The 24,929-nt window shown below is 66.8% G+C and carries 18 protein-coding genes and 1 riboswitch; of the genes, 4 read left to right on the plus strand and 14 right to left on the minus strand.

The window, feature by feature from the left end; all coding sequences use genetic code 11:
* Positions 1–71 precede the first annotated feature (71 nt).
* The 5 genes from NFR41_RS05960 to NFR41_RS05980 form a co-directional block, all read right to left on the minus strand.
* Complete coding sequence (locus tag NFR41_RS05960) at positions 72–1,280, minus strand: AEC family transporter (protein ID WP_160213901.1); 1,209 nt, start codon at positions 1,278–1,280, stop codon at positions 72–74.
* A gap of 100 nt (positions 1,281–1,380) precedes the next feature.
* Positions 1,381–3,183 (minus strand): oxalyl-CoA decarboxylase, encoded by a 1,803-nt coding sequence (oxc, locus tag NFR41_RS05965; protein WP_251231101.1) that lies wholly within the window; start codon positions 3,181–3,183, stop codon positions 1,381–1,383.
* Between the two features lie 154 nt (positions 3,184–3,337).
* Entirely contained in the window at positions 3,338–3,739 is a 402-nt protein-coding gene (locus NFR41_RS05970) for a PaaI family thioesterase (RefSeq protein WP_251231102.1), read from the minus strand.
* Between the two features lie 77 nt (positions 3,740–3,816).
* Positions 3,817–5,523, minus strand: a complete 1,707-nt coding sequence (locus tag NFR41_RS05975) for a lysylphosphatidylglycerol synthase domain-containing protein (protein ID WP_160213907.1) — start codon at positions 5,521–5,523, stop codon at positions 3,817–3,819.
* Between the two features lie 111 nt (positions 5,524–5,634).
* Entirely contained in the window at positions 5,635–6,516 is an 882-nt protein-coding gene (locus tag NFR41_RS05980; RefSeq protein ID WP_251231103.1) for a J domain-containing protein, read from the minus strand.
* 200 nt (positions 6,517–6,716) lie between these two features.
* On the opposite strand from NFR41_RS05980, the gene NFR41_RS05985 reads away from it, so the two are divergent.
* From NFR41_RS05985 to NFR41_RS05995, 3 genes are all read left to right on the plus strand, one after another.
* Positions 6,717–8,669 carry a fructose-1,6-bisphosphatase gene (locus tag NFR41_RS05985; RefSeq protein ID WP_160213911.1) on the plus strand — a complete coding sequence of 651 codons (1,953 nt, stop codon included), beginning with the start codon at positions 6,717–6,719 and terminating at the stop codon, positions 8,667–8,669.
* A 120-nt stretch (positions 8,670–8,789) separates the two neighbouring features.
* A riboswitch (ZMP/ZTP riboswitch) is annotated at positions 8,790–8,873 on the plus strand.
* Between the two features lie 59 nt (positions 8,874–8,932).
* Positions 8,933–9,568, plus strand: a complete 636-nt coding sequence (locus NFR41_RS05990; protein WP_251231104.1) for an IMP cyclohydrolase — start codon at positions 8,933–8,935, stop codon at positions 9,566–9,568.
* An 11-nt stretch (positions 9,569–9,579) separates the two neighbouring features.
* Positions 9,580–10,758, plus strand: coding sequence for a phosphoribosylaminoimidazolecarboxamide formyltransferase (locus tag NFR41_RS05995; RefSeq protein ID WP_251231105.1), 1,179 nt, complete (start codon positions 9,580–9,582; stop codon positions 10,756–10,758).
* Positions 10,759–10,933: 175 nt separating this feature from the next.
* Here NFR41_RS05995 and NFR41_RS06000 read toward each other — a convergent pair whose 3' ends face one another.
* The 7 genes from NFR41_RS06000 to NFR41_RS06030 all read right to left on the minus strand — a co-directional run bounded on the left by NFR41_RS06000 (position 10,934) and on the right by NFR41_RS06030 (position 19,871).
* On the minus strand, positions 10,934–11,923 hold the full coding sequence (locus NFR41_RS06000) for an XdhC family protein (protein WP_251231106.1): 990 nt from the start codon (positions 11,921–11,923) through the stop codon (positions 10,934–10,936).
* Between the two features lie 137 nt (positions 11,924–12,060).
* A complete protein-coding gene (purN, locus tag NFR41_RS06005; protein WP_251231107.1) occupies positions 12,061–12,684 on the minus strand; it encodes a phosphoribosylglycinamide formyltransferase in 624 nt (207 codons plus the stop codon).
* Between the two features lie 264 nt (positions 12,685–12,948).
* Positions 12,949–13,860 (minus strand): YobA family protein, encoded by a 912-nt coding sequence (locus NFR41_RS06010; RefSeq protein ID WP_251231108.1) that lies wholly within the window; start codon positions 13,858–13,860, stop codon positions 12,949–12,951.
* Positions 13,861–13,970: 110 nt separating this feature from the next.
* Positions 13,971–15,068, minus strand: coding sequence for a phosphoribosylformylglycinamidine cyclo-ligase (gene purM / locus NFR41_RS06015; protein WP_251231109.1), 1,098 nt, complete (start codon positions 15,066–15,068; stop codon positions 13,971–13,973).
* Between the two features lie 164 nt (positions 15,069–15,232).
* On the minus strand, positions 15,233–16,642 hold the full coding sequence (gene purF, locus NFR41_RS06020; protein WP_251231110.1) for an amidophosphoribosyltransferase: 1,410 nt from the start codon (positions 16,640–16,642) through the stop codon (positions 15,233–15,235).
* A 4-nt stretch (positions 16,643–16,646) separates the two neighbouring features.
* Positions 16,647–17,723: a class B sortase gene (gene srtB / locus NFR41_RS06025; RefSeq protein WP_251231111.1), complete on the minus strand. Its 1,077-nt coding sequence runs from the start codon at positions 17,721–17,723 to the stop codon at positions 16,647–16,649.
* Positions 17,724–18,128: 405 nt separating this feature from the next.
* A complete protein-coding gene (locus NFR41_RS06030) occupies positions 18,129–19,871 on the minus strand; it encodes a polyphosphate--AMP phosphotransferase (protein WP_251231112.1) in 1,743 nt (580 codons plus the stop codon).
* 278 nt (positions 19,872–20,149) lie between these two features.
* Here NFR41_RS06030 and ppk1 point away from each other — a divergent pair, with 278 nt between their 5' ends.
* Positions 20,150–22,843, plus strand: coding sequence for a polyphosphate kinase 1 (gene ppk1, locus NFR41_RS06035; RefSeq protein WP_251231113.1), 2,694 nt, complete (start codon positions 20,150–20,152; stop codon positions 22,841–22,843).
* Positions 22,844–22,973: 130 nt separating this feature from the next.
* On the opposite strand, the gene glmM is transcribed toward ppk1, so the two are convergent.
* Both glmM and NFR41_RS06045 read right to left on the minus strand, forming a co-directional pair.
* Entirely contained in the window at positions 22,974–24,308 is a 1,335-nt protein-coding gene (gene glmM / locus NFR41_RS06040; RefSeq protein WP_251231114.1) for a phosphoglucosamine mutase, read from the minus strand.
* Between the two features lie 59 nt (positions 24,309–24,367).
* Positions 24,368–24,868 (minus strand): phosphoribosyl-ATP pyrophosphatase, encoded by a 501-nt coding sequence (locus NFR41_RS06045; RefSeq protein WP_251231115.1) that lies wholly within the window; start codon positions 24,866–24,868, stop codon positions 24,368–24,370.
* Between the last annotated feature and the right edge of the window lie 61 nt (positions 24,869–24,929).

Consider the following 24,929-nt stretch of genomic DNA (forward strand, 5'->3'; position numbering starts at 1 on the left):
TCGGGCGGCCGCTCGCAAAGCGGGCGCCCGGGCCGCAGACGGCGCCCGAGCGCTCGCGCGAAGCTAAACCGCTAGCCGAACATCTTGGTGATGATGGGCATCAGCCACACGATAAGAATGCAGGTGGCGGCGAAGCCCACGGTGGACACGGCCACCGACGAGGCGCCCTCGCGCACGTAGATGTTGTAGCGGCTGGAGATGATGATGCCGGAGAACGCAGGCGGCAGAGCCACGGCCATGACCAGCATGGACAGCTTGTCGCCGTCGCCGGCCATACCGCACAGGATGCCGGCCACCACGAACACCGCAGGGGTGAGGATCAGGCGGAAGAACGTGTTCCACAGCGTCTCGACGGACAGCGAGAACTTGACCGTGGACAGAGCCAGGCCGGCGGCCAGCACGGCCACGCCGGAGTTCGCCTTGGCGATCAGCTCGAAGCAGGGGTCGAGCTCGGCGGGGAACCGCACGCCGATGATGACCAGCGCCACGGCCAGAAGCGGCGCCCAGCAGACCGGCTGCTTCAGCGCGTTCACGATGGCGGCCACGTTGGGGTTCATCTTGCGTGCCGGCGCGTTGCCGCGGTTGCTGGAAGCGGCCACGTCCACCTCGCCCTTGGGGGTGAGCACGTCGTGGAGCTTGGTCTTAGCCTCGGCCAGCAGCCCCTCGTCCTTGTAGCCGCAGGCCTCGGCGGCCTTCTGACCGTCGGTCTCAGCTGCAGCAGAGGCAACGGCCTTGGCACCGGTCTGGGCGGCGTCGCTTACCTTGGCAGCCACCGAAGCACCGGCACTAGCCAGCTTGGCCTTGGCCTTGTCCTTCTCCTGACCCAGATTGATCAGGTAGAAGCCGATGGGGATGGTGATGGCGTTCACCACGATGGCCACGATGGCGATGACCAGGTTCGTGTCGACGTTGTTGCCGTAGATGGGATCGAGCACCGCGAATCCCAGAAAGCCGATGGTTGGCGAGCCGGCGATCAGGGCGCAGACGGCCGCCTCCTGGGTGGTGTGGTGGAACAGCACCTTGCACAGGACGAAGCTCAGCATGAACATGCCCACGACGCCCACCACCGACAGGATGGTCAGCGTAAGGTCGCTCACCAGCATCTCGCGGGTGGCCTTCACGATGGACACGAACAGCGCGGCGGGAAGCGCCACGTCAAGCACCAGCTTGTTCAGGCCCTGGCGCTGGTCGTTGTCAAAGAAGCGCAGCTTGCCGAAGATGTAACCCAAGATCATGATCACCAGGATCGGCAGAATGTCGTTGATGAGGATGGTCTCCATGACCCCTCCTTTCAATCCGCCGTGCGCGCCCCAACGAAGGCGCGCCCGGCAGCGTGCCGAGCAGGCTGCTCGCCCGCCCGGCACGTTCCCGAAGAACTCGCTAGTTGGCCGCCGGCTCCTGCACCAGCTTGCCGTCCACGATCCTCTCGTTCAGGTCCACCATCTCGGAGGTGGCCAGAGGACCCACCACCGGCTTGGGGTTCAGGTTACCGATATGCCCGCTCTCCACGCCGGCGTGCACGGACAGCTGCACGTTGATGAAGCAGGGCTTCTTCGAGGCCAGCGCCTCGGCGGTGAAGCGCTCAACCTCTTCGGGCGTGGTGGCGAAGTAACCGGTGCCGCCGAAGGCCTCGATCAGCTTCTCGTAGTGGGCCGTGGCGTCCAGGGTCAGAGGCGACGGATCGCCGTCGGTGCCCAGGTTCTCGAAGTCGCCGCGGTAGATGCCGCCGTTGTTGAGCACCATGAAGGTGATGGGAAGATGGAAGCGGCAGGCGGTCTCGACCTCCATGCCGTCGAAGCCGAAGGCGGAGTCGCCGTGGATGGACAGCACCGACTTGCCCGTGGTCACCGCAGCGCCGATAGCGTACCCGGTGCCAACGCCCATAACGCCCCAGGTGCCGCAGTCCAGGCGGTGGCGCGGCAGGTACATGTCCACGATGTCGCGGCAGTCGTCCAAGGTGTTGGCGCCCTCGTTCACCACGATGACGTCGTGGTTCTGGTCGATGACCTTCTTGACGGCGCCCAAGGCGTTGTAGTGGTCCATGGGCACGGTGGTCGCCGCGGTCTTGCCGGCGAACTTGGCGTCGTTTTTCGCAGCGTCGGCGGCCAGCAGGTCGGTCCATTCCTTGCTGGCGTGGATGCTGCGGGTGGAAAGCCCTTCCAGGAACAGCTTCATGGTGGACTTGATGTCGCCCACCACGGGGCACTCGATGGGACGCGAGTTGTCGATCTCCACCGGGTCGATGTCGATCTGGATGAATTTCACGTCCGGGTTCCAATGGCGCCCCTTGCCGAAGCTGAGCATCCAGTTCAGCCGCGCGCCCACCAGCAGCACTACGTCGGCCGTGCGCATGGCAAGGCCGCGGCAGGAAGCGGTGGATTGCGGGTCGTCGTCGGGGATGAGGCCCTTGGCCATGGACATGGGCTGGAAGGGGATGCCTGTCTTGTGCACGAACTCGGCGACCTCGTCGTCGGCCTGGGCGTAGGCAGCTCCCTTGCCCAGCAAGATCCAGGGGTTCTTGGCGTTGGCCAGAAGGTCGAGCGCCTCGTCGACGCTGGCCTGGTCGGGAACCATGGCCGGGGCCGGGTTCTTCACCGCGTACAGGCCGGCCTTGGCCGCCGCCAGATCCATGGTCTGGCCCAGCATGGTGTCGGGGATATCCACGTACACGCCGCCCGGACGGCCCGACACCGCGGCGCGGATGGCGCGGGCGATGCCCAGCGGGATGTCCTCGATGTTGTCGATGCGGTAGGCCGCCTTCGTGAACGGCACGGCGTAGGCGCGCTGGTCCAGGCCCTCGTACTGGCCCTCCTGCAAGTCGACGGTGTCGCGCGAGGACGAGCCGCCTATCTGGATGCAGGGAAAGCCGTTCATGGTGGCCTCCAGAAGCGGAGCAAGCCCGTTGAGGAAGCCGGGGGCGGAAACCGTCAGGAACAGTCCCGGCTTGCCGGTCAGGAAGCCCGAGGCGGCCGCAGCGTTGCCCGCGTCGGCCTCGTGGCGCATGCCCACGTACTTCATGCCCTTGGCCTGGGCCACGCGGGCGAAGTCGGTTACCGGGATGCCCACGACCCCGAACATGGTGTCGAGGCCGTTTTCAAGCAGCGCCTCCGCAAGGTAGTGGGCCCCGTCGGTGATGGGAGCCTGAGCGCTCGCTGTCGGCTGTACTGCGCTGTTCTCAGCCATAGAATGCCTCCTAGAACGATGGTCGAGTGAACAATCTCAATCGATTCTAGAAGCACTTCCGCCGAAAACCCGACGCGTCCCGCCAACTGCTAAGGCCCTGTAATCGCCAAGGCGCCGAAACGTCACCTTCGGCGAAAGCTGCGACAACGCGCCCCTAGCCGGTGTAGCCCACGTAGCTGCGGGGCACGATCTTGGCCACGAACACGCCGTCGGAGAGCACGTCGCCCGCGTCGTCGGTGGCCTTCACGTTCCAGAACAGCTTGCGGCCCACCTTGCTGGAGGGCTCGATGCGGTCGAGGTCGGCCGTGGCGTGCAGTCGCCCGACCTTTCCGCTGCGGCGATGGCGCACGTCGATGCCCACGCCGAAGGGGATCTCATCGTCGGCGGCCCACCCGTGGCTGGCCACGCTTGCCACCGACTCGATCAGGGCCAGCGTCGCCCCGCCGTGCACGTAGCCGAAGGCCTGGTAGATGGCGGGGCTGATGGGCATGGACATTTCCGCATGCTCGCGTTCGAGCACGTCGATGCGCATGTCTAGGGTGTCTGCAAGGGTCATAGGACCGCCTCCTTATCGGAAACTCGCGCACAGCGCCGCCAAGCGAGGGGCTCGGCAGGCTGGATCCGCACGACTCGTCAAGCGGGATCGCCGGGGCTGCCCTCCGGCTCCGCGGGCTTTTCGCCATCCCGGGCCGCAGGCTCGGCGCCGCCCTGGGAGGCAATTCCGCCCGGGGAGGCCAGCACCACCGCGAGCGCCTTCACCTGGCTGCGATCCCGGTCGCGCTGGGCGGAAAGCTCCCGCACCCGCTGCCCCACCGACGCGGCCACGGCGGCCACGTCCTTGGCACCGCCGCTCTGCAAGCCGCCGGCGCCCTTTTCCTTCGCACCGCGGGCCCTCACGCGGTTCCACCAGGCCTGCACCCTGCCCGTTTGCTCCTGGTATTCCTCGGCCAGACGCGGCGCCGACTCGCCGGGGATGATGGGCCGATCGAAGGCGCGGCGCTTCACGAACAGCCACACGGCCAGAAGCGTCACCGCAAGGCCCACCTCCCAGGTGTTCACGAACAGAAGCTCGCCGCCGGCCACCAGGATGAGCACCGTCTCGCACACAGCCCAGGCGGTACGGTAGCGCAGGATGAGTCCCACAGCCACCACCAGCAGAAACAGGCTTCCCAGCACGGAGGCGGGCCCGGCCACCAGCCCGCTCATATTCACCCAGTCGGTCAGCACCGTGAAGGGGGTGAACGTCTGCGGGATGATGGAGATTCCCAGGTTCACCAAAGCCACGATCATCACCAGCGTGCCCAAAAGCCACGCGGTGTCCTTGTCCTTCTTCTCCTGCGAGGCGTCCTTCTTCTCGGCGAAGAAGCCCGACTGGGACAGCAGCAGGGCGCCGATGCAGAAGGGGATCCAGAACATGATGCCGCGGTAGACAAGCGCGATGGCGGCGGCGGTGGCCACCGAGCAGCCGGCAGCGGTGAGGATGGCCGTGATGGCCGCCTCCACCACGCCCACGCCCTGGGGGGTGGGGCTTAAGATGACCGAGATGGCCGCCACCGCGAAGGCGGCGATGAGGGCCGAGACGTTCTCGAAGCCGAAGGCGTAGCCGATGGCCACCAGGCAGGCCATGTTCAGGATGGCCGAGAAGGCGGCGTAGGCGATGCACACGGCGGTGCCCTTGGGATTGCTGGCCAGAATGTTCGCGGATTCCTTGAAGGAGCTGGCGGTCTTCTCCCCCCAGCCGGCCGACAGCGAGCGCTTCACCACGGAAAGCACCTTGTTGACCGCCCGCTCGACGAAGGCGAACAGCCGGTAGAGCACACTGGGGCGGCGATGCCCCACCACGAACAGGCTGGACAGGCCCACCAGCACGCCGGCCAAGGCCAGGCCGCCTATGAGGAACAGCGTGTTCATGTCGCCGGAGATGAGCATGGTGAGAAACCCGATGACCGAGATGACGAACACCGCGGCGAAGTAGCCGATCTGGGACAGGATTGCCCCGGAGGTGGACTGCCCCGCATCGCAGCCGCGGCGATGGGCGTCGTCGATGATGAAGGCGACGCCGGTGGCGCCGGAGAACAGGCAGAAGGTGTTGATGAACACCAGCGAGAAGATGAGCACCACGTTGTGCCAGAACCCGGTGGCATGGCCCACGGCCTCGAAGGCGGCGTCGTAGGAGGCGGCCTGCACCAGATGGCGCGCCAGCATGAGCACGATGGAGACGATGAGCGGAATGAGGGCTCCGGTCTGCAGCGTGTTGACGAAGCTGTTCAAGTAGTCCACGTTGGCCAGCAAAAAGCACATGGCCACGATGGCCAGGACCAGCAGCAGCGCCTTCTTCATGAACCGTCCCTCCTTTCAGGGCCGCAACGCATCCCTACGCGCAGGACGCCCGCAGCGCGCAGGCGGCGGGGTCGCTACAACGCGCCGATGCGCAGGCGTCAAAGTATAGCATCACCCTTTCCCGCCGCCCGCGAAGCTGCCGCCTGCCTGCCGCCACTGGCCGTAGGTGCGGCTCACGTTGCTGTAATCGAACAGCGCCGCGAAGCAGAAGGCCAGAAGCAACGCGCCGGTGAGCATGCCGTCGCGCGGGGCGATGAGGAAGATGAGGGGCGCGCCGAGCAGGGCCAGGGGCACCGCCGCGTAGAGCAGGCACCCGCCGAAGCGCTTCCACAAACCCCACAGCACCGAGGCCATCACGTACAGGAACAGCCCCGAGGCCAGCGACCCCAAGGCCGCAAGCAGCGCCACGGCGGCCAACTTCGCCGCTATCACGGCGCACTCCAGCTTCAGCGTGCGCGCCGCCTCGGCCCGCAGCTGCTCGGGCGTCTTAGCGGGGCGCACCACGCGAAACGCCGCGAAGGGGTCGAAGGGGTCGGCGCCTGCGAAGGGATAGCCGCCGAAGGGGTCGGACGGGCCTCCCGGGCCGCGGCCGCCGACCGCCTGGCCGGAAGCCGGAGGGGTCGACGAGGCATGCACCCCGTCCCACGACGTCCACACGTAGGTGGTCCGCCCCGGTGCGAACGGCCAGCCGGCGAAGGGGTCGCCGCCCGCAGGCGAGCCCGCGCTGCCGCCCGGGCGGGCGTAGGGGTTGCCCGCATAGGGCCTGGGGTCGCGCCTGGGGTCGAACTCCGGGGTCCAGCTGCGGTTGAGCAGCACGTCGCGCGCCTCGTTGATCTCTTTGGTCAGCTCCTCGGCACGGGCATGCTCCGGCGAATCGAGGGGGTACTTGTCCGGGTGATGCTCGATCACCAGCTTGCGGTGGGCCTTTTTCACCTCGTCGTCGGTGGCGCCGTTTTGCAGCCCCAAAGCTCTCAGCGCTTCTGATTTCTTCATAGCCAAACTATAGCCAACCAGCGAAAAAGCCGCTTATTCGTTGCCGCGATGTCAGGAATAAAGCAAAAGCGGCGCGTACGGGTCAAGGTTTGTGGGCTTCGCCGAATCCCCGCTCGCCCGCCCTTCGCCAGCGGCGGCCCATGGGGTACACTTCGGGCATCTTCGCGCATTGCCCGCCCCCGGTTCGGAGAGGACGTACCATGGCCACCAGCAACCTGCGCTATCTGGAGCTGCTCTCAAAATCGTTTCCCACCGCGGCCAAGGCTTCGGCCGAGATCATCAACCTGAAGGCCATCCTGAACCTGCCCAAGGGAACGGAGTTCTTCTGCTCCGACATCCACGGCGAGGCCGAGGCGTTCTCCCATATCCTGCGCAACGCCTCCGGGTCCATCCGCATGAAGGTGGACGAGGTGTTCGGAGACGAGCTGACCGACGCGCAGAAGCGCGCGCTGTGCACCCTCATCTACTACCCGCAGGAGAAGCTGGCCGTCGAGCTTGGGCGCTGCGCCGACGAGAACGAATGGTTCTACGCCACGCTGCCGCAGCTGGTGGAGGTATGCCGCCGGGCGGCGCAGAAGTACACGCGCTCGAAGGTGCGCCGGGCCATGCCGGCCGATTTCGCCTACATCATCGAGGAGCTCATGAGCGAGAGCACCGCAGGGCCCGACAAGGAGGCCTACTACCAGGCCATCCTTCGGGCCGTGGTCGAGACGGGGCGCGCCCGGGAGTTCGTGGTGGCCATGGCCGAGCTCATCCAGCGCCTGTCCATCGACCAGCTGCACATCGTGGGCGACATCTACGACCGCGGCCCGGCGCCCGACACCATCATGGACGCCCTGGCCGGCTACCACGCCATCGACATCCAGTGGGGAAACCACGACGTGGTGTGGATGGGCGCCTCGCTGGGGCAGCCCGGCTGCATCGCCCACGTGGTGCGCAACTGCGCCCGCTACGGCAACCTATCCATCCTGGAAGACGCCTACGGCATCAACATCCTGCCCCTGGCCGCCTTCGCCATGGAAACCTACCGCGACGACCCCTGCGTCGCCTTCGGGCTGAAGGGCAACCCCGACCTGTCACCCTCCGAACTTGATATGAACGTGAAGATCCAGAAGGCCATGGCCATCATCCAGTTCAAGGTGGAAGGCGCGCTCATCGACCGCTACCCCGAGTTCGGCCTTGACAACCGCAAGCTTCTGGACAAGATCGACTACGAGCGCGGCACCGTGGTGATCGACGGCGTGACCCATGAGCTCACCGACAAGCTGTTCCCCACGGTGGACCCGGCCGACCCCTACCGCCTCACGGCCGAGGAGCAGGAGGTCATGGACCGGCTGGCCCAGGCGTTCACCTTAAGCGAGAAGCTCACGCGGCACATGCGCTTCTTCCTGGAGGCGGGCAGCCTGTACAAGGTATGCAACAACAACCTGCTCTTCCACGCCTGCGTGCCCCTGAACGCCGACGGCACGCTCATGGAAACCGACGTGTTCGGGAAGCGCTACGCGGGACGGGCCCTTTACGACGCGCTGGAGCAGTGGGTGCGCGAAGCGTTCTTCGGGCAGGACGACGAGCGGCGCCGGCGCGGGCGCGACCTTCTGTGGTGGATGTGGCTCTCGCCGGGGTCTCCCCTGTTCGCGAAGAGCAAGATGGCCACCTTCGAGCTGTACCTGGTGGCGGACAAGGCGGCGCGCAAGGAGCACAAGAACCCCTTCTACGCGCTGCAGGACGATGCGCAGGCCATGGGCAACATCTTCCGCGACTTCGGCCTAGACCCCGAAACGGCGCGCATCATCTGCGGCCACGTACCGGTGAAGGTGAAGGACGGCGAGGACCCGGTGCGCCTGGGCGGGCAGGTGCTCACCATCGACGGCGGCTTCTCGAAGGCCTACCAGCCCACCACCGGAATCGCCGGGTACACGCTCATATCCAACTCCTACGGCATGGTGCTGGCGGCCCACGAGCCGCTGGAGTCGGCCCAGGCCGCCGTGGAGCAGGAGCTGGACATCCATTCCGTGCGCCGCGTGGTCGACGAGGTTGACCGGCGCACCCTGGTGGCCGACACCGACACCGGAGCCAAGCTGAAAGCTCAGATAGCCGACCTGGAAGAGCTGCTGTCAGCCTACCGAAGCGGCCTCATAGCCGAGAAAGCCTAGGGAGGTCGGACCAGTCAAACCGAGGGCCGCCCGCAGCAGCACAGGCCGATGGCGCCTGCGCTGTTTCTCTCGTGCAGGATGCTGCGCCCGGCCGATTGCGCCTGCGCGCATGCTACACTACCCATATGCTGCGACTGACGGAGATACGTGGGGCACCACGGGGGAGCAGCTGCTACATATTCGCCGACCGTCTGGGCAAACTGTTTCAATGGAAGCGGTTTGCCCTTTTTCGTGGGCGGCCGCCCTCGCAGAAAGGACGCGTGATGCAGGACCTCGTCGAGCTTTTGAAGGGCAACCCTTACCCCGGACGCGGTATCGTGGTGGGCCGCGACTGCGTGTACTACTTCATCATGGGACGCAGCGTGAACAGCCGAAACCGCATCTTCGCCGCCACCGAAGACGGCATCCGCACCGAAGCCCACGACCCGGCGCTTCTGGAGGACCCGTCGCTGATCATCTACCATCCGGTGCGCACCCTGGGAGATGCGCTGGTGGTGACCAACGGCGATCAGACCGACACCATCGTGGAGGCTGGCGGTTTCCGCGAGGGCTGCATGCAGCGCGAATACGAGCCCGACGCGCCCAACTTCACCCCGCGCATCTCGGCCATCGTGAACGCCGACGGCACCTTCGAGATGTCCATCTTGAAGCACGGCGAGAGTGACCGCTGCATCCGCGAGTTCTTCTGCTACGAAGGCGCCGACGAGGGCTGCGGCTACTTCATCAGCACCTACCAGGGCGACGGCAACCCGCTGCCCACCTTCGCCGGCGAGCCCGTGCCGGTGCGCCTGGCCTCGCCCGACGAGGTATGGGCCGCCCTGAACGCCGACAACAAGGTGAGCCTCTACGCCAACGTAGGCGGCACCGTCACGCTGTTCAACAAGAACCTGGGAGACTAGAGGAGGAATCCATGAACGAACTGGAGCTCAAGTACGGGTGCAACCCGAACCAGAAGCCGTCGCGCATCTACATGAAGGACGGACGCGAGCTGCCCATCACCGTGCTGAACGGCAAGCCCGGCTACATCAACTTCCTGGACGCGCTGAACTCCTGGCAGCTGGTGCGCGAGCTGAAGGAGGCCACGGGTCTGCCGGCCGCCGCGTCCTTCAAGCACGTCTCCCCCGCCGGCGCCGCCGTGGGGCACCCGCTCACCGAAACCGACCGGGCCATCTACTTCGTCGATCAGGAGGGCGAGCTCTCCCCCATCGCCTGCGCCTACATCCGCGCCCGCGGCGCCGACCGCCTGTGCTCCTACGGCGACTGGGCGGCCCTTTCCGACGTGTGCGACGCCGACACCGCCCGCTACCTGAAGGGCGAGGTGTCCGACGGCATCATCGCGCCCGGCTACACCGACGAGGCCCTGGAGATTCTGAAGACCAAGAAGGGCGGCAAGTACAACGTGGTGCAGATCGACCCCGCCTACGTGCCCGCCGAAACCGAGCTCAAGGACGTCTTCGGCGTAACCTTCGAGCAGGGCCACAACAACTTCCGCATCGACCGCGAGCTTCTGGGCAACATCGTCACCGAGAACAAAGAGCTGCCCGAGCGGGCCGTCATCGACATGCTGGTGGCGCTCATCACGCTGAAGTACACGCAGTCGAACTCGGTTTGCTACGTGAAGGACGGCCAGGCCGTCGGCGTGGGAGCCGGCCAGCAGAGCCGCATCCACTGCACGCGCCTGGCGGGCAGCAAGGCCGACAACTGGTATTTGCGCCAGAATCCGAAGGTACTGGGGCTGCCCTTCAAAAAGGACGTGCGCCGGCCCGACCGCGACAACGCCATCGACGTGTACATCTCCGACGAATGCGACGACGTGCTGCGCGACGGCGAATGGCAGCGGGTGTTCACGAGCCAGCCCGAACCGCTCACCCGCGAGGAGCGCGCGGCCTGGATCGCCACCCAGGAAGGCGTGACCGTGGGATCGGACGCCTTCTTCCCCTTCGGCGACAACGTGGAGCGCGCCCGCAAGTCCGGCGTGGCCTACATCGTGCAGCCTGGCGGGTCGATCCGCGACGACAACGTCATCGAGACCGCGAACAAGTACGGCATCGTCATGCCCTTCACCGGCATGCGCCTGTTCCACCACTAGGAGGCGCGGAGGAGGCGGGAGAGAATTTGCATTTCGCCGATTCTCTGCCATAAGATTTCAGGCCCCTGACCTGGTATTTCTATAGTTTTACCAGGTCAGGAGCCTGGCAGAAAACGGCCGAATGACAAATAATCACGGCTCTCGCGCAGGGCCGCAAGCCCCCGCGCCGCCGCCCCTACCGCCCCAGGCTGGCCTCGTGGCGGTCGCGGGCCTCCTGGGAGTAGCGGTCGCGATAGCGCACGTCCACCAGCTCCGCCACGATGGCGATGGCCAGCTCAGCCGGAGTCTTCGCCCCGAACTTCAAGCCGATGGGACGCTTCACCGCATCCCACTGCTCTTCGGTCATGCCGCGGGAGATTACCAGGTCGTGCACCGTATTGTTCTTGCCGGCACAGCCCATCATGCCCGCGTAGCGCACACCCTCGCGCGCCGCCCACAAGCAGCCTTCGGGGTCGAACATGTGGCCGCGCGTGAGCACGCAAACGTAATCCCCGGATGCGGCATGCAGGTCGAACAGCTCGTCGAAGTTGCCGCCGCCAAGCAGGATGCGCTCCGCCTCGGGGAAGCGCGCCTCGTTCAGGTAAGCGGGATCGTAATCCACAGCCGTCACCTTGAAGCCCACGTGATGGGCCAGGGCCGCCACCTCGGCCGACGAGTCGGAAGCGCCCAGCAGCCACACGCGCACCTGGTCGAACAGCGGCACGCTCGTCCAGGTGAGGCCGTCGAACTGCTCGTTGTGCATGGAAGGCCCGCGCGTGACATCCTTCATCTGGAACAGGTCGCGGGGCGAGTAGGGCCGGCCCGCAACCACCTCCTTGGCATCGTTGCAGAAGAACACGAGCGCCTCCCCGTCAGCCGAGCCCGCATCTCCGTACTTCTTCGTCACCTCGTTGTCGGTGTTGGCCATGGCGGCGTCGGCGTCAAAGACCACCTTGAAGCCGATCCAGGCAAGGTCGCCCTCGTCCATGGCACGAGCGGCCCGCTCGAACACCACGGCGTCGTCGGCGCCAAGGGCTGCGGAGATGGCTGACAGCGTGCTAGGCGACACATGGGGGTTGCCCTCGGTAGCCTCGGCCGAGAAGCAGGGGAAGTCATCGACGGACAGAGAGACGGCATCGCCCGCGCGCAGGGCCTCGGCGATAGAGCGCAGCTTTTCGGGAGTCATGGCGCTTCCTTTCAAACGAAATGATTCGCATCCGAGAATAGCACAACTCCATCACGCAGAGGAGAGTGGCGCAGGATGACAGAGTGGGCCTCAGATGGCGGCAGGGGGGATGACGGAGGCCCTCCGTCGCTCGCCGTTTACACCAGGCCGCCCTTTACGGACACCTTGCGGGTTTGCGGGTCTACGGACACGCGGCCCTCGGCCAGGGCGCGCAGCACCTGAGGGTACAGGACGTGCTCCACGGCGTGGATACGCGCCTCCAGGTCGTCCAGACTGTCGGCATCGAGCACCTCCACGGCGCGCTGGGCGATGATGGGGCCGCGGTCGTAGTCCTCATTGGCCAGATGCACTGTGACGCCCGTCACCTTCACGCCGGCATCGTAGGCCTCCTGGATGGCATGGGCCCCCTTGAAGGCCGGCAGCAGCGCCGGATGCAGGTTCACCACGCAGTCGGGAAACGCGTCAAGCATCACCGGGGTGACCTTGCGCATGTAGCCGGCCATGACCACGTACTCGGCCCCCGCCTCGCGCAGGGCACCCACGATCATGGCGTCGGCGGCAGCCGGGTCGGCGTAGAGCTCGCGGTTCATGACCAGCACGGGAATGCCGGCGGCTTCAGCCCGTTTGATGCCGAAGGCGTCGGGGCGCGACGACGCAACCAGCACGACGTCAACCGGCAGCCCGTCGCCGCAGGCATCCACGATCGCCTGCAAGTTCGTACCGCTGCCCGACAGCAACACACCAACCTTGAGCTTTTCCATCCCGCACCTCTCTCGCCCGACCGCAGGGCCGGCTCGCCCGAAAAACAACTCAGCCCAGTATAGCGAAGGAAGGCGCATTATCGGACAGAGACCGGCGAAACGGACAGCCTTAGCAAGCGATGCCGCGCGGCTCAGCTTCCCGAAGTCGCAAACGGCCGAACCTATCCATCGACCAGATTTCACCCGCAAGCAAAAGCGCCCCCGCCACGGTAGCGAGAGCGCTTGTTCGCGGATTCAACCGAGGCCGATCCTGGCCCCGAACGCCTAGTTCGTGCCGGGGGTCAGGCAGGCGAAGCCGTAGTCGGCGCTGCCTCCATCGAAGGTGGCGTTGATGAAGTATAAGTAGCCGGGCTCCATGGTAAAGGCCACGGCGCCGGGCATCCCGTCGCCTGCGGTCGTCTCCACAGGCTGGGTGGTCGCCTGCAGGCGCGTACGGTCCACGGTGGGCTGGCCGCCGTCGGTCTTGCCCATCTCCACGCGGCTGACCTGCACGGACACCGGCGTCGCCAGGAAGGACACGGTGGCTTCCGTAGGCCCTTCCACCCGCGCGTCCGCAACGCCGTCGCGCAGCGTGCCGTCATCGGTGAAGGGGGTCCCGGCCAAGACGGCATCGGAGGCGCCTTCGGGGGTATCCGCGGCGAAATCGCTGCGATATGCCTCGAGCATAGACGTCACGACGGCAAGGTCGGTTCTGTAATCCAGCGAGCCGGAGGGCACCTCGTTGGGGTCCAAAGCAGCGCCCGCGCCCACCGATTCCACCAGGTCGGCGTATCGGTCGGCATCGGCGGGGCTGCCCACTTCGATCACCTGCACCTTGTAGATGCCCGGGTACTGGCCCGGATAGCTCTCCAGCATGATGCCGTTGCCGGTGACCTCCACGATGTTGCCCACCGCAAGGTCGCCATCCGCCATGGGTTGGCCGTCCACGTTCAGCACGGCGCCTTCGGGAAGCGTGGGATAGTAGGGCGTCTGGGTCTGCTGGTCAACGAACAGCACCGACGCACCGTCCTGCATGACCACCATGGCCGTGGACACCTGCTCGTCGGAGGCCCTCATGGCCGCAGCTCCCTCCTCCCCGCCAGAACCGGTGCTGCCGGAGGAGCAGGCAGTCAGGCAGACGGCCATCGCACATGCAGCCGCCAGGGCGACAGTGCGCGTCAAACGCGAAGAGCTCATGGGTACCTCCTTGGATGCATCCGATAGATACGACCAGTATAGCCAGGGAACGGCAACGGCAGGTAAACGCGGCCGCAACCGATGGGCGGGCCTTGCGCGCGAAGCGGAGTCTACAGCAGGGCGCCCTCGTTGACGTAGGTCACGTTGCCCTCGCCGGCCACCACCTGGCCCACGGGGTACACGGTCTCCCCCGCCTCCGCCAGCGCCGCGCACACCTCGTCGACAGCCATGGGATCCACCGCTAGCACCATGCCAAGACCCATGTTGAAGGTCTTGAGGGCTTCCTCTTCGGAGAGGTTCGCCGCATCGCACACGTAGCGCACGATGGCGGGCGCCGGCCACGTGCCCAGCTGCACCTGGGCGTCCACCCGCTCGTTCAGAGCGCGGTTAAGGTTTTCGGTGATGCCGCCGCCGGTGATATGGGCAAGGGCATGCACGGCGCCAGGGCAGCGGCGCAGCACCTCGAGCACCGGCTTCACGTAGATGCGAGTGGGGGCCAGCAGCGCCTCAGCCACCGATTGGCCCTCGAGCGCGTCGCAGGGAGCAGTGAGCTCCTCGACCGTCTTGCCCTCCACGCACACCTTGCGGGCGAGCGAGTAGCCGTTGGAGTGGATGCCGCTGGACGCCAGGCCGATGAGCGCATCGCCCACCTGCACCTGCTCCGGGTCCAGCATGGCTGGCCGGTCGACCACGCCCACGCAGAAGCCGGACAGGTCGTAGTCGGCCGGGTCCATGACGCCGGGGTGCTCGGCCATCTCGCCACCGATAAGGGCGCACCCGGCCTGGCGGCATCCTTCGCCGATGCCAGCTACCACCTGGGACACAGCCTGGGCATCCAACTTGCCCACGGCCACGTAGTCCAGGAAGAACAGCGGCTCGGCGCCGGTAGCCAGAATATCGTTGGCGCACATGGCCACAAGATCGATGCCCACGGTGTCGTTCTTCCCCACCAGCTGGGCCACCTTGAGCTTCGTGCCCACGCCGTCGGTTCCGCTCACCAGGATGGGGTCGGCCATGCTTTTCGCCGCAGCGATGGAGAACAGGCCGCCGAAACCGCCGATGTCGCCGATGACCTCGGGCCGGTAGGTGGAATGCACCGTTTCCTTGATCGCCTGCACCGCGCGGGCGCCCTCCTGGATATCGACGCCGGCGTCGGCGTAGGTGACGCTGGCGGCGGCGGTCTCTTCGGCAACATTGCGCTCGGCCATGGGCTCTCCTCTGGTTTGCGTGCGGGAACTCGTCGGCATCATTATAAGCCAAGGCCACGCGCCGACACGCCCGCGCACGGGTTCCCCAAAAGCCCCACCGCCCTCGACGGCCAAGGAAAAAGCCCTGCTGCCGAAAACCGGAGCCGAAACCCGACGCCGAAGCCCTAGAAGCCTGGCACGGGCACCGGGTAGTCGCCGGTGAAGCACGCCTCGCAGAAACCGGGATGGCGCACGCCCGAAACGCTCTCTCGCAGTCCCTCGATGCTGATGAAGGCCAAGGAGTCGGCCCCTATCCAGCGGGTCATCTGCTCCAGGTCCATGTTGGCGGCGATGAGCTGGTCGCGGGTGTCGGTGTCGATGCCGTAGAAGCAGGGCCACAGTACCTCGGGGCTCACGATGCGCAGGTGCACCTCGGCCGCGCCCGCCTCGCGCAGCATGGCCACCAGCTTCTTGGAGGTGTTGCCGCGCACGATGGAGTCATCGATGACCACAAGGCGCTTGCCCGAAATCACCGACGGCAGCGGGTTGAGCTTCAGCCGGATGCCCAGCTGGCGCATGGACTGGGTCGGCTGGATGAAGGTGCGGCCCACGTAGCGGTTCTTCACGATGCCGTCGGTGAAGGGGATACCGCTTTCCTCGGAGAAGCCCAGGGCCGCAGGCACGCCGGAGTCGGGCACGCCCAGCACCAGGTCGGCCGCAGCCGGCGCCTCCCTCGCCAGGATGCGACCCATGGCGCGGCGCGACTGATAGACGCTCTGGCCGTCTATCACCGAGTCGGGGCGAGCGAAGTACACGTACTCGAAGATGCACGACGCGCGCCGACCGGCCGGCACCCCCTGCTCGCTAGTCATGCCCTCGGCGGAGAAGCGCACGATCTCGCCGGGAGCCACGTCGCGCAGGTAGGCGGCGCCTACGATGTCAAGCCCGCAGGTCTCGCTGGAGACCACCCAGCCTCGGCCCTCGGGCAGCTCGCCGATGCACAGCGGGCGGATGCCGTTGGGGTCGCGGAAGGCGTAGAGCGCATCAGGGCTGGCAAGCACCATGGCGTAGGCGCCCGAAAGCTGCTCCATGGCGAAGCGGATGCCGTCGCGCAGGTGATGGGTCTTGCGGGTGATGGCGCCGATGACCTGGGCGGCCACTTCGGAATCGGTGCCGGCGCGGAAACGCACCCCCTCGGCGGCCAGCTGCTCGCGGATGCCTTCCGTGTTCACCAGGGTGCCGTTGTGGGCCAAGGCTATGAGCACCTCGTCGATGGCGGAGATGTGGGGCTGGGCGGCCTCCCATGAGGAAGCGGCGCCGCTCGTGGAGTAGCGGGCGTGCCCCACGGCCACGAACCCCTTGAGGGCCGAGAGCTTCGCCTCGTCGAAGGCTTGGGTGACCAGGCCCAGGTCCTTCGATACCAGCACCGTGGAGCCGTCGGCCACCGCGATGCCCGCGCTCTCCTGCCCCCGATGCTGCAGCGCCTGCAAGCCGTAGCAGGTCATGCGGGCCACGTCCTCGCCCGGGGCGTACACCCCGAAGACGGCGCACTCCTCTTCCATCCGGTCGGGTTTCTGCGTCGCCTCGTCTGCCATGGTGCTACTCCGCCGCCTCTCCAGCCGCCTCGCCGATCGCCGCCTGCGCGTCTTCATCGCCAATGCCCTCGGTTATGGTGCCGCCGTTCTCGACAGCCGTCTCGCCGTCGGCCTCGTCGCCGCTTTCGGGTGCCGCATCCTGGCCGTCGTCGCCGGAGCCTTCGCCGGCATCGGGCGCCGTCCCGTCGAAACGCACCTCCTGGTACACGTAGGCGAACAGCACCCAGCGTCCGTCGCTGGCAAGGTTGTCGCAGGTGGCGAACGCGAAGGTCTTGGGGATGTCGGAAGCCGCCGGCACGTCGGAGGGTACCGCCACGGCGGAGCGGTCCATCTTGTCCTGCACGTAGCTGGCAAAGGCCGCATCGGTTTCGAAAACCACCTGGGCCAGCGGGTCGTCGGCGGGCACGTGGTCGATGGCGAAGGTGCGCAGCAGGTAGTTCGCCTGAGGCGTGAGCAGGTACACGTCGCGATGGGAATTGAACTGGGCCGCGTCGCCGAACGTGGAGAAGGCGGCGAACATGGAGCCGTCGTTCATGTGGTGGCCGTAGATGATGTTGTTGCGGTCCCTGAAGCCCGGGTCGTTGTCGGCGGATAGGAACACGGTGCCGAACTGGGCGAGCCAGCCGCCCTGACCCTTGAAGTCGTGGTGCAGGTAGTACTCGTCGTCATCGCCCTGCACGATAGGGTAGTTGACCACGGTGCCGGGAACGTAGATCCAGGCCACGATGTCAGGGTTGATGGCGCGCAGCGCGTCCCAGTCGACGTCCAGCGCATCCGAGGTCAGCGCCTCGTCGGCCGTGGTGCCGCTCAAGGCGACGTCCAGGTCGGCCACCGCAAGCCCCACGCGCTCGACGTCCTTGTAGGTCTGCTGCCCCTGCCAGTAGCTGAAGGCGATGGCGCCCAGGGCGACAACCGCCCCCACGAACACCACGAGCGCAACCCAGAACACGATGCGCCACACGCGGCCCTTCTTCTTGGAGGGCATGACAGGGTACTGGACCTCGCCGGTGGCCTGGGCGTGCATGCCCGGCCGAGAGAAGAAGTCCTCGGGTTCGGCGTTTTTTTTGCTCTTCCAGCCCATAGGAGGTCAAAGCGCCTTTCTCTTCGCCGCGCTCCCAACGCGCGCCGACCACCGGTCGGCATGGTAGCGCTCGTCCGTTTCCGTTTCGTTACCATAATACGGCGAAGCGCCCCCTACACACGAGGCGCTTCGGCTTTTCAATCACTTTTCAGAATCGGGGCGGCTTGCCCCGGCAAAGCAGCGTTCGCTACTTCTTCATCTCGTCGATGAAGCCCTTGCCGATGAAGGCGATGAGGATGATGACGATGATGGCCGCCACGATCCAGATGGCGTAATCAGGGATGGTGACTCCGAACAGTTCCATGGTTCGCTCTTTTCTATCCAGCGCCGGCAAGGGCGCGCCGAACTTCTTTCAGACGGCTTCCGCTCCGCAGAGCATAGCGCATTAAGATTACCCCAACATCATCAATCGCGCAAGCGTGCTTCCAGGGCATCGTTGATGATTTTCAGAGCTTTGACGCGGGCATGGCGCTTGTCGTCGCTCTCAAGCACGATCCAAGGCGCGAACGGCGTGGAGGTGAGCCGGAACATGTCGTCCACGGCCGCCTTGTACTGAGGGTACTTGTCGCGGTTGCGCCAGTCCTCGTCGGTTATCTTCCATTGCTTGGCCGGGTCGGCGGCGCGGGCCTTGAAGCGGGCCAGCTGCTCGTCGGGGCTCACGTCAACCCAGAACTTCAGCAGGATGGCGCCCCAGCGCACCAGCTCCTGCTCGAACTCGTTGATCTCGTCGTAGGCGCGCGCCCATTCGGCGGGCGACGCGAAGCCCTCCACCCGCTCCACCAGCACGCGGCCGTACCAGCTGCGGTCGTAGATGCCCACGTGCCCCGCCTTGGGCAGCCGCGTCCAGTAGCGCCACAGAAACGGGTGCATGAGCTCGGGCTTGGTGGGAGCGGGGCTTGGGAAGATGGTGTAGGCCCGCGCGTCCAGGGCCTGGGCCACCCGCTTGATGTTGCCGCCCTTGCCGGCCGCGTCCCACCCCTCGTACATGAGGATGAGCGGGATGCGGGCCCGGTACATCTCCATCTCCAGCTTGCCCAAGCGCTTCTGCTGGCGCTTCAGCTGCTCGCGGTACTCGGCTTCGTCCATGGGGTCGGCCGACGAGGTGTGCACGATGCCGTCCACCGTGGGATGCCCCTCGACGATCTTGAAGCGGGAGGCGCTGGGCGCCCGGACCGCCTGGGCGCGGGCCTGGGCCTCGGCCGCCTCCCGCGTCCCCTGCTGCCGGGGAGCATCCTCGGGCGCCGCCTCGCCCGCCGCCGCCGAGTTCGCTTCGGCCCTGGCCGCCGCCTCGGCCGTCGCCTCGTCCTGGCCGGCGGCTAGCGCCCGTTCCAGCGCATCCACCAGCGTCTGGGCGACCTGGACGTTGGCCCGGCGCTTGTCCTCGCCGGCCACCAGGTGCCACGGGGCGTAGCTGAAGTCGCTGCCCTCAAGCAGGTTGTCGAACAGTCGGTAGGTTTCGGCGTACTCGTCCACCTGGCGCAGACGGCTCTTCGGCGCGCGCCAGCGGGTGGCCGGGTCGTCGTGGAGCTTGCGCAAGCGCCGCCTTTGAGCTTCCTGGGATATATGGACGAAGAACTTCACCACCACGTAGCCGTCGTCGGTCAGCTGGCGCTCGAAGTCAGCGGCTGCGGCCAGCGAGCGGCGAAGCGTGTCGATGCGCCGCTCTCCCCGCGACGCCTCCACGGCCCGACGCACCGGCTCGGCCTCGTCCTTCGGGGCCTCCTCGCCGAAGGCCGCGCTCGCCTCGCGCGACTCCTCGAAGAGCATCTGCTGCACGGCCGCCGTGTACCAGCCCCGGTCGTAGAAGGTGATGGTGCCCCGCTCCCCCAGCGCCCGCCAGAACTGCTCCATGACTGAGTGCATGCCGTCCACGCCGTAGCGCAGCCCCGCGAAGCGCGACAGCGACTCCGCATCCGCGTCTTCGGTGACGTGAACGCTGGTGGCCCGGGCGTCAAGGTTGTACATCAGGTCGGAGATGCGGCTGCCCTTGCCCGCGCCGTTCCACCCCTCGAACAGCACCACCAGGCCGATTCCCCGGCTGCGCGCCTGCTGCTGCAACACCACCAACCGGTCCGTGAGCTCGCGGCGCACGGTCTTGTACTCGCCCTTGTCCATGTCCTTCGCGGACAGGTCGACGGTCTCAAGCATGAGAGCCTCCTTCTCGCTGTGAAGCGCCCGCCGGCAACGGCCCGCGAAGCGGCAGCCCTATTCTAGCGCCCGCGCCCCCTTCGCGGCGGCGCCGTCGGCCTTAAGGTTGACAAACGTTTCCAAACAATCAGTCCACAACGCCCTCTCGGACGGGCCAGCTGCAGACCTTGGACTATACTGGTAGCCAACGCTGAGGAGAGTCCGCAGCTGGCGCCGAAGGGATACCGGGGACGGGGGGCGCTGGCCGCGATGCAGCACGCACGAGAGCAAGGCGGTGTATGACCATGAGTGCAGCGAAGAGCGCGAAACCCCAGGACAAGCCTGTCAAACACGAAAAGGGCTCCAAGCCTGCCAAACACGACAAGCACCCGAAGGAGCCGGTGGAAACCCACGAGGCCAAGCGCTCGGGCGACGAGCGCCGCGCCAAGCAGCGCTTCGACGGGGCGGACGAGGTGGCCCAAGGCGCCAGCAGCGTGGCGGCGCCGGCCTACCTGCAGAACCGCGAGCTATCCTGGCTGTCGTTCAACGAGCGGGTGCTCGACCAGGGCGCCGACGAGACCGTGCCGCTGCTCGAGCGGCTGAACTTCATCTCCATCTTCTGGAGCAACCTGCGCGAGTTCTTCATGGTGCGCGTGGGCAGCCTCACCGACCTGTCCCTGGTGAAGAAGTCCATCGTCGACTCCAAGTCGGGCATGACGCCGGCCCAGCAGCTGGACGCCATCTACGCCCGCTGCCGCGAGCTCTACCCCGTTCAGGAGCGAACCTTCCAGACCGTGCGACGCCAGCTGGCCGAGCAGGGCATCCGCCACCTCATGCCCGACGACCTGGCCCCGGACCAGCGCGAGTACCTGCACCTGCACCTGCAGCGCAACGTCATGCCGTTCCTGTCGCCCCAAATCATCAACAGCCGCCACCCCTTCCCCCATCTGGAGAACAGCGCCCTGTACGTAGTGGTGGGCCTGGGCGTGGAGGCGGAGGAGTCGCGCAAGGCCCGAGCCCAGGCGGTGAAGGACGCGAAGAAGGGCGGCAAGCAGGCCAAGGGCAAGGCGGACCGGGCGAACCTGGGCGCAGAGGACGTGTCCATCGGGCTGCTGCCGCTGCCGCGCCAGTGCGAGCGGCTGATCGCGCTTCCCGGCGACGGGCTGCAGTTCGTGCTGCTGGAGCACGCCCTGGAAACCATCGCCGGCGAGGTGTTCTCCATGTACGAGGTGAAGGAGACCAACGTGGTCTGCGTCACCCGCAACGCCGACCTGGACGCCACGGAGGCCCCCGACGAGGACGACGACGACTACCGCGAGCACATGAAGCGCATCCTGAAGAAGCGGGCGCGGCTGGCGCCGGTGCGGCTGGAAAGCGAGCGGCCCCTGTCGTCCACGGCGGGAAAAATGCTGCTCAAGCGCCTGGGCCTGAAGGCACACCAGGCCTACGTGACCTCGGTGCCGCTGGATCTGAGCTACACTTGGCAGCTGGCCTCCCGCCTTCCCGAGAAGCGCCGCGCCGCCCTCACCGATACCCCCTTCGCACCGCAATGGCCCAGCTGCCTGGACCGCTCGCGACCGGTCATGGACCAGGTTTGCGAACGCGACGTGCTGCTGTCCTACCCCTACGAGACCTTCGACGCCTTCGTTCAGCTGCTGCGCGAGGCGGCGACAGACCCGGCGGTCATCTCCATCAAGATCACGCTGTACCGGCTGGCGCGCCAGTCGCACCTGGCCGAGGCCCTCATCGCAGCGGCGGAGAACGGCAAGGAGGTCACGGCCCTCTTCGAACTGCGCGCACGCTTCGACGAGACAAACAACATCGAATGGTCCCAGCGCTTCGAGCAGGCCGGCTGCAACGTCATCTACGGCTTTCGCGACTTCAAGGTGCACAGCAAGATCTGCTGCATCACCCGCACCACGGAAAGCGGCCTGCAGCACATCACGCAGCTGGGCACCGGCAACTACAACGAGAAGACGGCCGGGCTCTACACCGACCTGTCCTTCATCACCGCCGACGCCGCCTTCGGGCGCGACGCCGTGGAGTTCTTCCGCAACATGCAGCTGGAGAACACCTCCGACAACTACGACGTCCTAAGCGTGGCCCCGTTGCAGATAAAGCCCATGATCTTGCGGCGCATCGACCAGCAGATCGCCTTGGCTGGCGCAGGCGAGCCCTGCGGGCTGTTCTTCAAGACGAACTCCATCACCGACATCGACGTCATCGAGAAGCTGGTGCAGGCAAGCCAGGCAGGGGTGCCCACCACGCTGTTCGTCCGCGGCATCTCGTGCATCGTGCCGGGGTTGGCCGGCTACACCCACAACATCCGCGTGGTCTCCATCGTGGGCAGGCTTTTGGAGCACAGCCGCATCTACGGCTTCGGGCCGCGCGACTCCATGAAGCTCTTCCTGTCCAGCGCCGACCTCATGACCCGCAACATGGACAAGCGCATCGAGATCGCCTGGCCCGTGCGCGACGCCGAGCTGCGGGAGCGCATCCTGGGGTATTTGGACATCTGCCTGTCCGACACGGCGAAGCTGCGCGAGCTTCTGCCCGATCGCAGCTACACCGCCCTAGGGTCGTTCGCCCACCAGGACGAAAACGGCGTGACCTCGCTGTTCGAAAGCCAGGAGTACCTCATCCGCCAAGCCCAGGAGGCGCGCTTGGAGGCCGCCGAGCAGGAAGCCGCCGGCCGCGAGCCCGCGCGACGCCGGGCAGCCGACTTCGACGCAGCCGCCGAAACGCGGCGGGCGCAGGCCGAGATCCGCGAGGTGCTCGAGCGCGCCTACGCTGACACGCGCAGCGCCCTTGCCGAGGCCGAGGGCAAGATGGACGACACCATGGACCGCACCGCCGAGCAGGCCGCCCAGATCGCCCGCGAGACCGAGGAGCCCGTACGGGCCATCGTGCTCTCAAGCGAGCCCATCGCCGCCTCCTGCGAGCCCAAGCGCGGCTTCTTCGCACGACTGAAGTACCTGTTCACCGGCAAGTAAGTGCCTGTCGACGCCGGGGGCGCCCATCTCCCGGAGCAGCCTCCCCCCCCCCCAACGCAACGCGGCCCCTCCCGAGCAATCGGAAGGGGCCACGGCCTTTTCAGAGCATGCGGCGTACGCCAGCGGGCTGCTACACGTTGGCCTCCACCACTTCGGCGATGGCCTTCGCATGCTTTTCGGCATCCTCGGCCGAAGCGGCCTCCACCATCACGCGCACAACAGGCTCGGTGCCGCTGGGACGCAGCAGCACGCGCCCGGAGTCTCCCAGGGCCTCCTCGGCTGCGGCCACGGCTGCGGCCACGGCTTCGTTGCCCTCCACGGCATGCTTGTCCTTCACGCGCACGTTGATAAGGGTCTGGGGAAAGCGGGTCATGACCGCAGCCGCCTCGCCCGCGCTCTTGCCGGCGCGCTTGCACGCCGCCAGAAACTGCAAGGCGGTGACCAGGCCGTCGCCCGTGGAGTTGTGCTCCAGGAAAATCATATGCCCCGACTGCTCGCCGCCGACGACGAAGCCGCCCTCGCGCATGGCCTCCAGCACGTAGCGGTCGCCCACCTTCGTCTGGATAAGCTCGATGCCGGCGTCGCGCAGCGCATGGGCAAGGCCCAGGTTGCACATGACCGTGGACACGGCGGTGTTGCCCGCCAGAAGCCCGCGCTCCTTCAGGTCGATGGCGCACACGGCCTCCACCACGTCGCCGTCGATCTCGTTGCCGGCGGCATCCACCAGCATCACACGGTCCGCATCGCCGTCATGGGCGATGCCCACGTCGGCGCCCACCTCGGCCACGAAGGCGCGCAGGGGCTCCAGGTGCGTGGAGCCGCAGCCCACGTTGATGTCGGTGCCGTCGTAGTCCTCGTTGATCACCGACACCTCGGCGCCCAGGCGGCGCAGGGCTTCGGCGCTCGACACGCAGGAGGCGCCATGGCCCACGTCCAGGGCCACCTTCATGCCAGACAGGTCGATGCCCTGGTCGGTCACGGTCTTCACCGCATGGGCAACGTACATCTCCACGGCCTCGGAAACAGGGATGGCCACGCCTACGGCATCCCCCGCCGGCAGCTGGTCTGCACGGGCTCCGCCGGCGGTCACGAAGGCCTCTATCTCGTCCTCCACGGCATCGGGCAGCTTGAAGCCCTTGCCGTCGAAGAGTTTGATGCCGTTGTACTCCGGCGGGTTGTGGGAGGCCGAGATCATCACGCCGCCGTCGCAGGACAGCTCGCGCACCAGAAGCGCGATGGCCGGCGTGGGGATGACGCCTGCCAGAAGGGCCGTGCCCCCCATGGACATGACGCCGGCGGCCACGGAGGCCTCCAGCATGTCGCCTGACTTGCGCGTGTCCTTGCCGATCAGGATAGTGCCGCCCTGGAAGGCCACGGCGGCCTGGCCCAGCTTGAAGGCCAAGTCGCAGGTCAGCTCGTCGTTCGCAAGGCCGCGAACGCCGTCGGTTCCGAATAGTCGAGCCATGCAGATCCTCTCTCTCGCCCGGGCATGGCGCCCGGTAAAGCCCCGTTGCGGGGCAGATGCTACCTTCCCCGGTTCACGTAAGCCGGATGCAGTCGGACGGCGCCGCAGGGCCGCTCGGCCTCGGTCATGCGCTCGTTGAGCTCGGCGGCGAACTCGTCCAGGGTCACGCCGTAGCGCTCCAGCACCACCAGCAGATGGTACACCACGTCGGCGGCCTCGTAGCGCAGATGGTCCACCGCGCGCCCGTACTCCTGCGGAAGGGCTACGGGAAGCGGGCCCTCGCCTTCGGCGCCCTCGTCCACGGCACCGCACGCCACGGCCGCGGCAAGCGACGCTGTGGCCCAGGACTCCACGTCCTTGGCCGCCAGCGCCACCTCGCCCGCCTCTTCCATGACCTTCTTCAGGACGCCGTCCACGTTGCCGCTCAGCAGGCGATGGGTGTAGCTGGACTCGTCAGCGTCGCGCCGGCGGGCGATGGTGGCCCCCAGCGCCTCCAGGGTGGCGCCTATCTGGGACGCCGGGGCACAGGCCCCTTCGGGAACGTAGGTCTTCGATGCCATGGCGTCCTTCCCTTCCCTCAAACCAAGAGGGGACGCGCCTCGCACGTCCCCTCTAACGACA

The sequence above is a fragment of the Adlercreutzia aquisgranensis genome (assembly GCF_943193145.1).
Taxonomy (GTDB): Bacteria; Actinomycetota; Coriobacteriia; order Coriobacteriales; family Eggerthellaceae; genus Xiamenia; species Xiamenia aquisgranensis.

Coding starts and splice junctions, on each gene's coding strand:
- NFR41_RS05980 (WP_251231103.1), bottom strand. CDS start 6,516: ATGAAGAAATCAGAAGCGCTGAGAGCTTTGGGGCTGCAAAACGGCGCC.
- NFR41_RS06000 (WP_251231106.1), bottom strand. CDS start 11,923: ATGACTCCCGAAAAGCTGCGCTCTATCGCCGAGGCCCTGCGCGCGGGC.
- purM (WP_251231109.1), bottom strand. CDS start 15,068: ATGGCCGAGCGCAATGTTGCCGAAGAGACCGCCGCCGCCAGCGTCACC.
- NFR41_RS06010 (WP_251231108.1), bottom strand. CDS start 13,860: ATGAGCTCTTCGCGTTTGACGCGCACTGTCGCCCTGGCGGCTGCATGT.
- purN (WP_251231107.1), bottom strand. CDS start 12,684: ATGGAAAAGCTCAAGGTTGGTGTGTTGCTGTCGGGCAGCGGTACGAAC.
- NFR41_RS05975 (WP_160213907.1), bottom strand. CDS start 5,523: ATGAAGAAGGCGCTGCTGCTGGTCCTGGCCATCGTGGCCATGTGCTTT.
- NFR41_RS06045 (WP_251231115.1), bottom strand. CDS start 24,868: ATGGCATCGAAGACCTACGTTCCCGAAGGGGCCTGTGCCCCGGCGTCC.
- purF (WP_251231110.1), bottom strand. CDS start 16,642: ATGGCAGACGAGGCGACGCAGAAACCCGACCGGATGGAAGAGGAGTGC.
- NFR41_RS05990 (WP_251231104.1), top strand. CDS start 8,933: ATGCAGGACCTCGTCGAGCTTTTGAAGGGCAACCCTTACCCCGGACGC.
- NFR41_RS06030 (WP_251231112.1), bottom strand. CDS start 19,871: ATGCTTGAGACCGTCGACCTGTCCGCGAAGGACATGGACAAGGGCGAG.
- ppk1 (WP_251231113.1), top strand. CDS start 20,150: ATGACCATGAGTGCAGCGAAGAGCGCGAAACCCCAGGACAAGCCTGTC.
- NFR41_RS05970 (WP_251231102.1), bottom strand. CDS start 3,739: ATGACCCTTGCAGACACCCTAGACATGCGCATCGACGTGCTCGAACGC.
- srtB (WP_251231111.1), bottom strand. CDS start 17,723: ATGGGCTGGAAGAGCAAAAAAAACGCCGAACCCGAGGACTTCTTCTCT.
- glmM (WP_251231114.1), bottom strand. CDS start 24,308: ATGGCTCGACTATTCGGAACCGACGGCGTTCGCGGCCTTGCGAACGAC.
- NFR41_RS05985 (WP_160213911.1), top strand. CDS start 6,717: ATGGCCACCAGCAACCTGCGCTATCTGGAGCTGCTCTCAAAATCGTTT.
- oxc (WP_251231101.1), bottom strand. CDS start 3,183: ATGGCTGAGAACAGCGCAGTACAGCCGACAGCGAGCGCTCAGGCTCCC.
- NFR41_RS05995 (WP_251231105.1), top strand. CDS start 9,580: ATGAACGAACTGGAGCTCAAGTACGGGTGCAACCCGAACCAGAAGCCG.
- NFR41_RS05960 (WP_160213901.1), bottom strand. CDS start 1,280: ATGGAGACCATCCTCATCAACGACATTCTGCCGATCCTGGTGATCATG.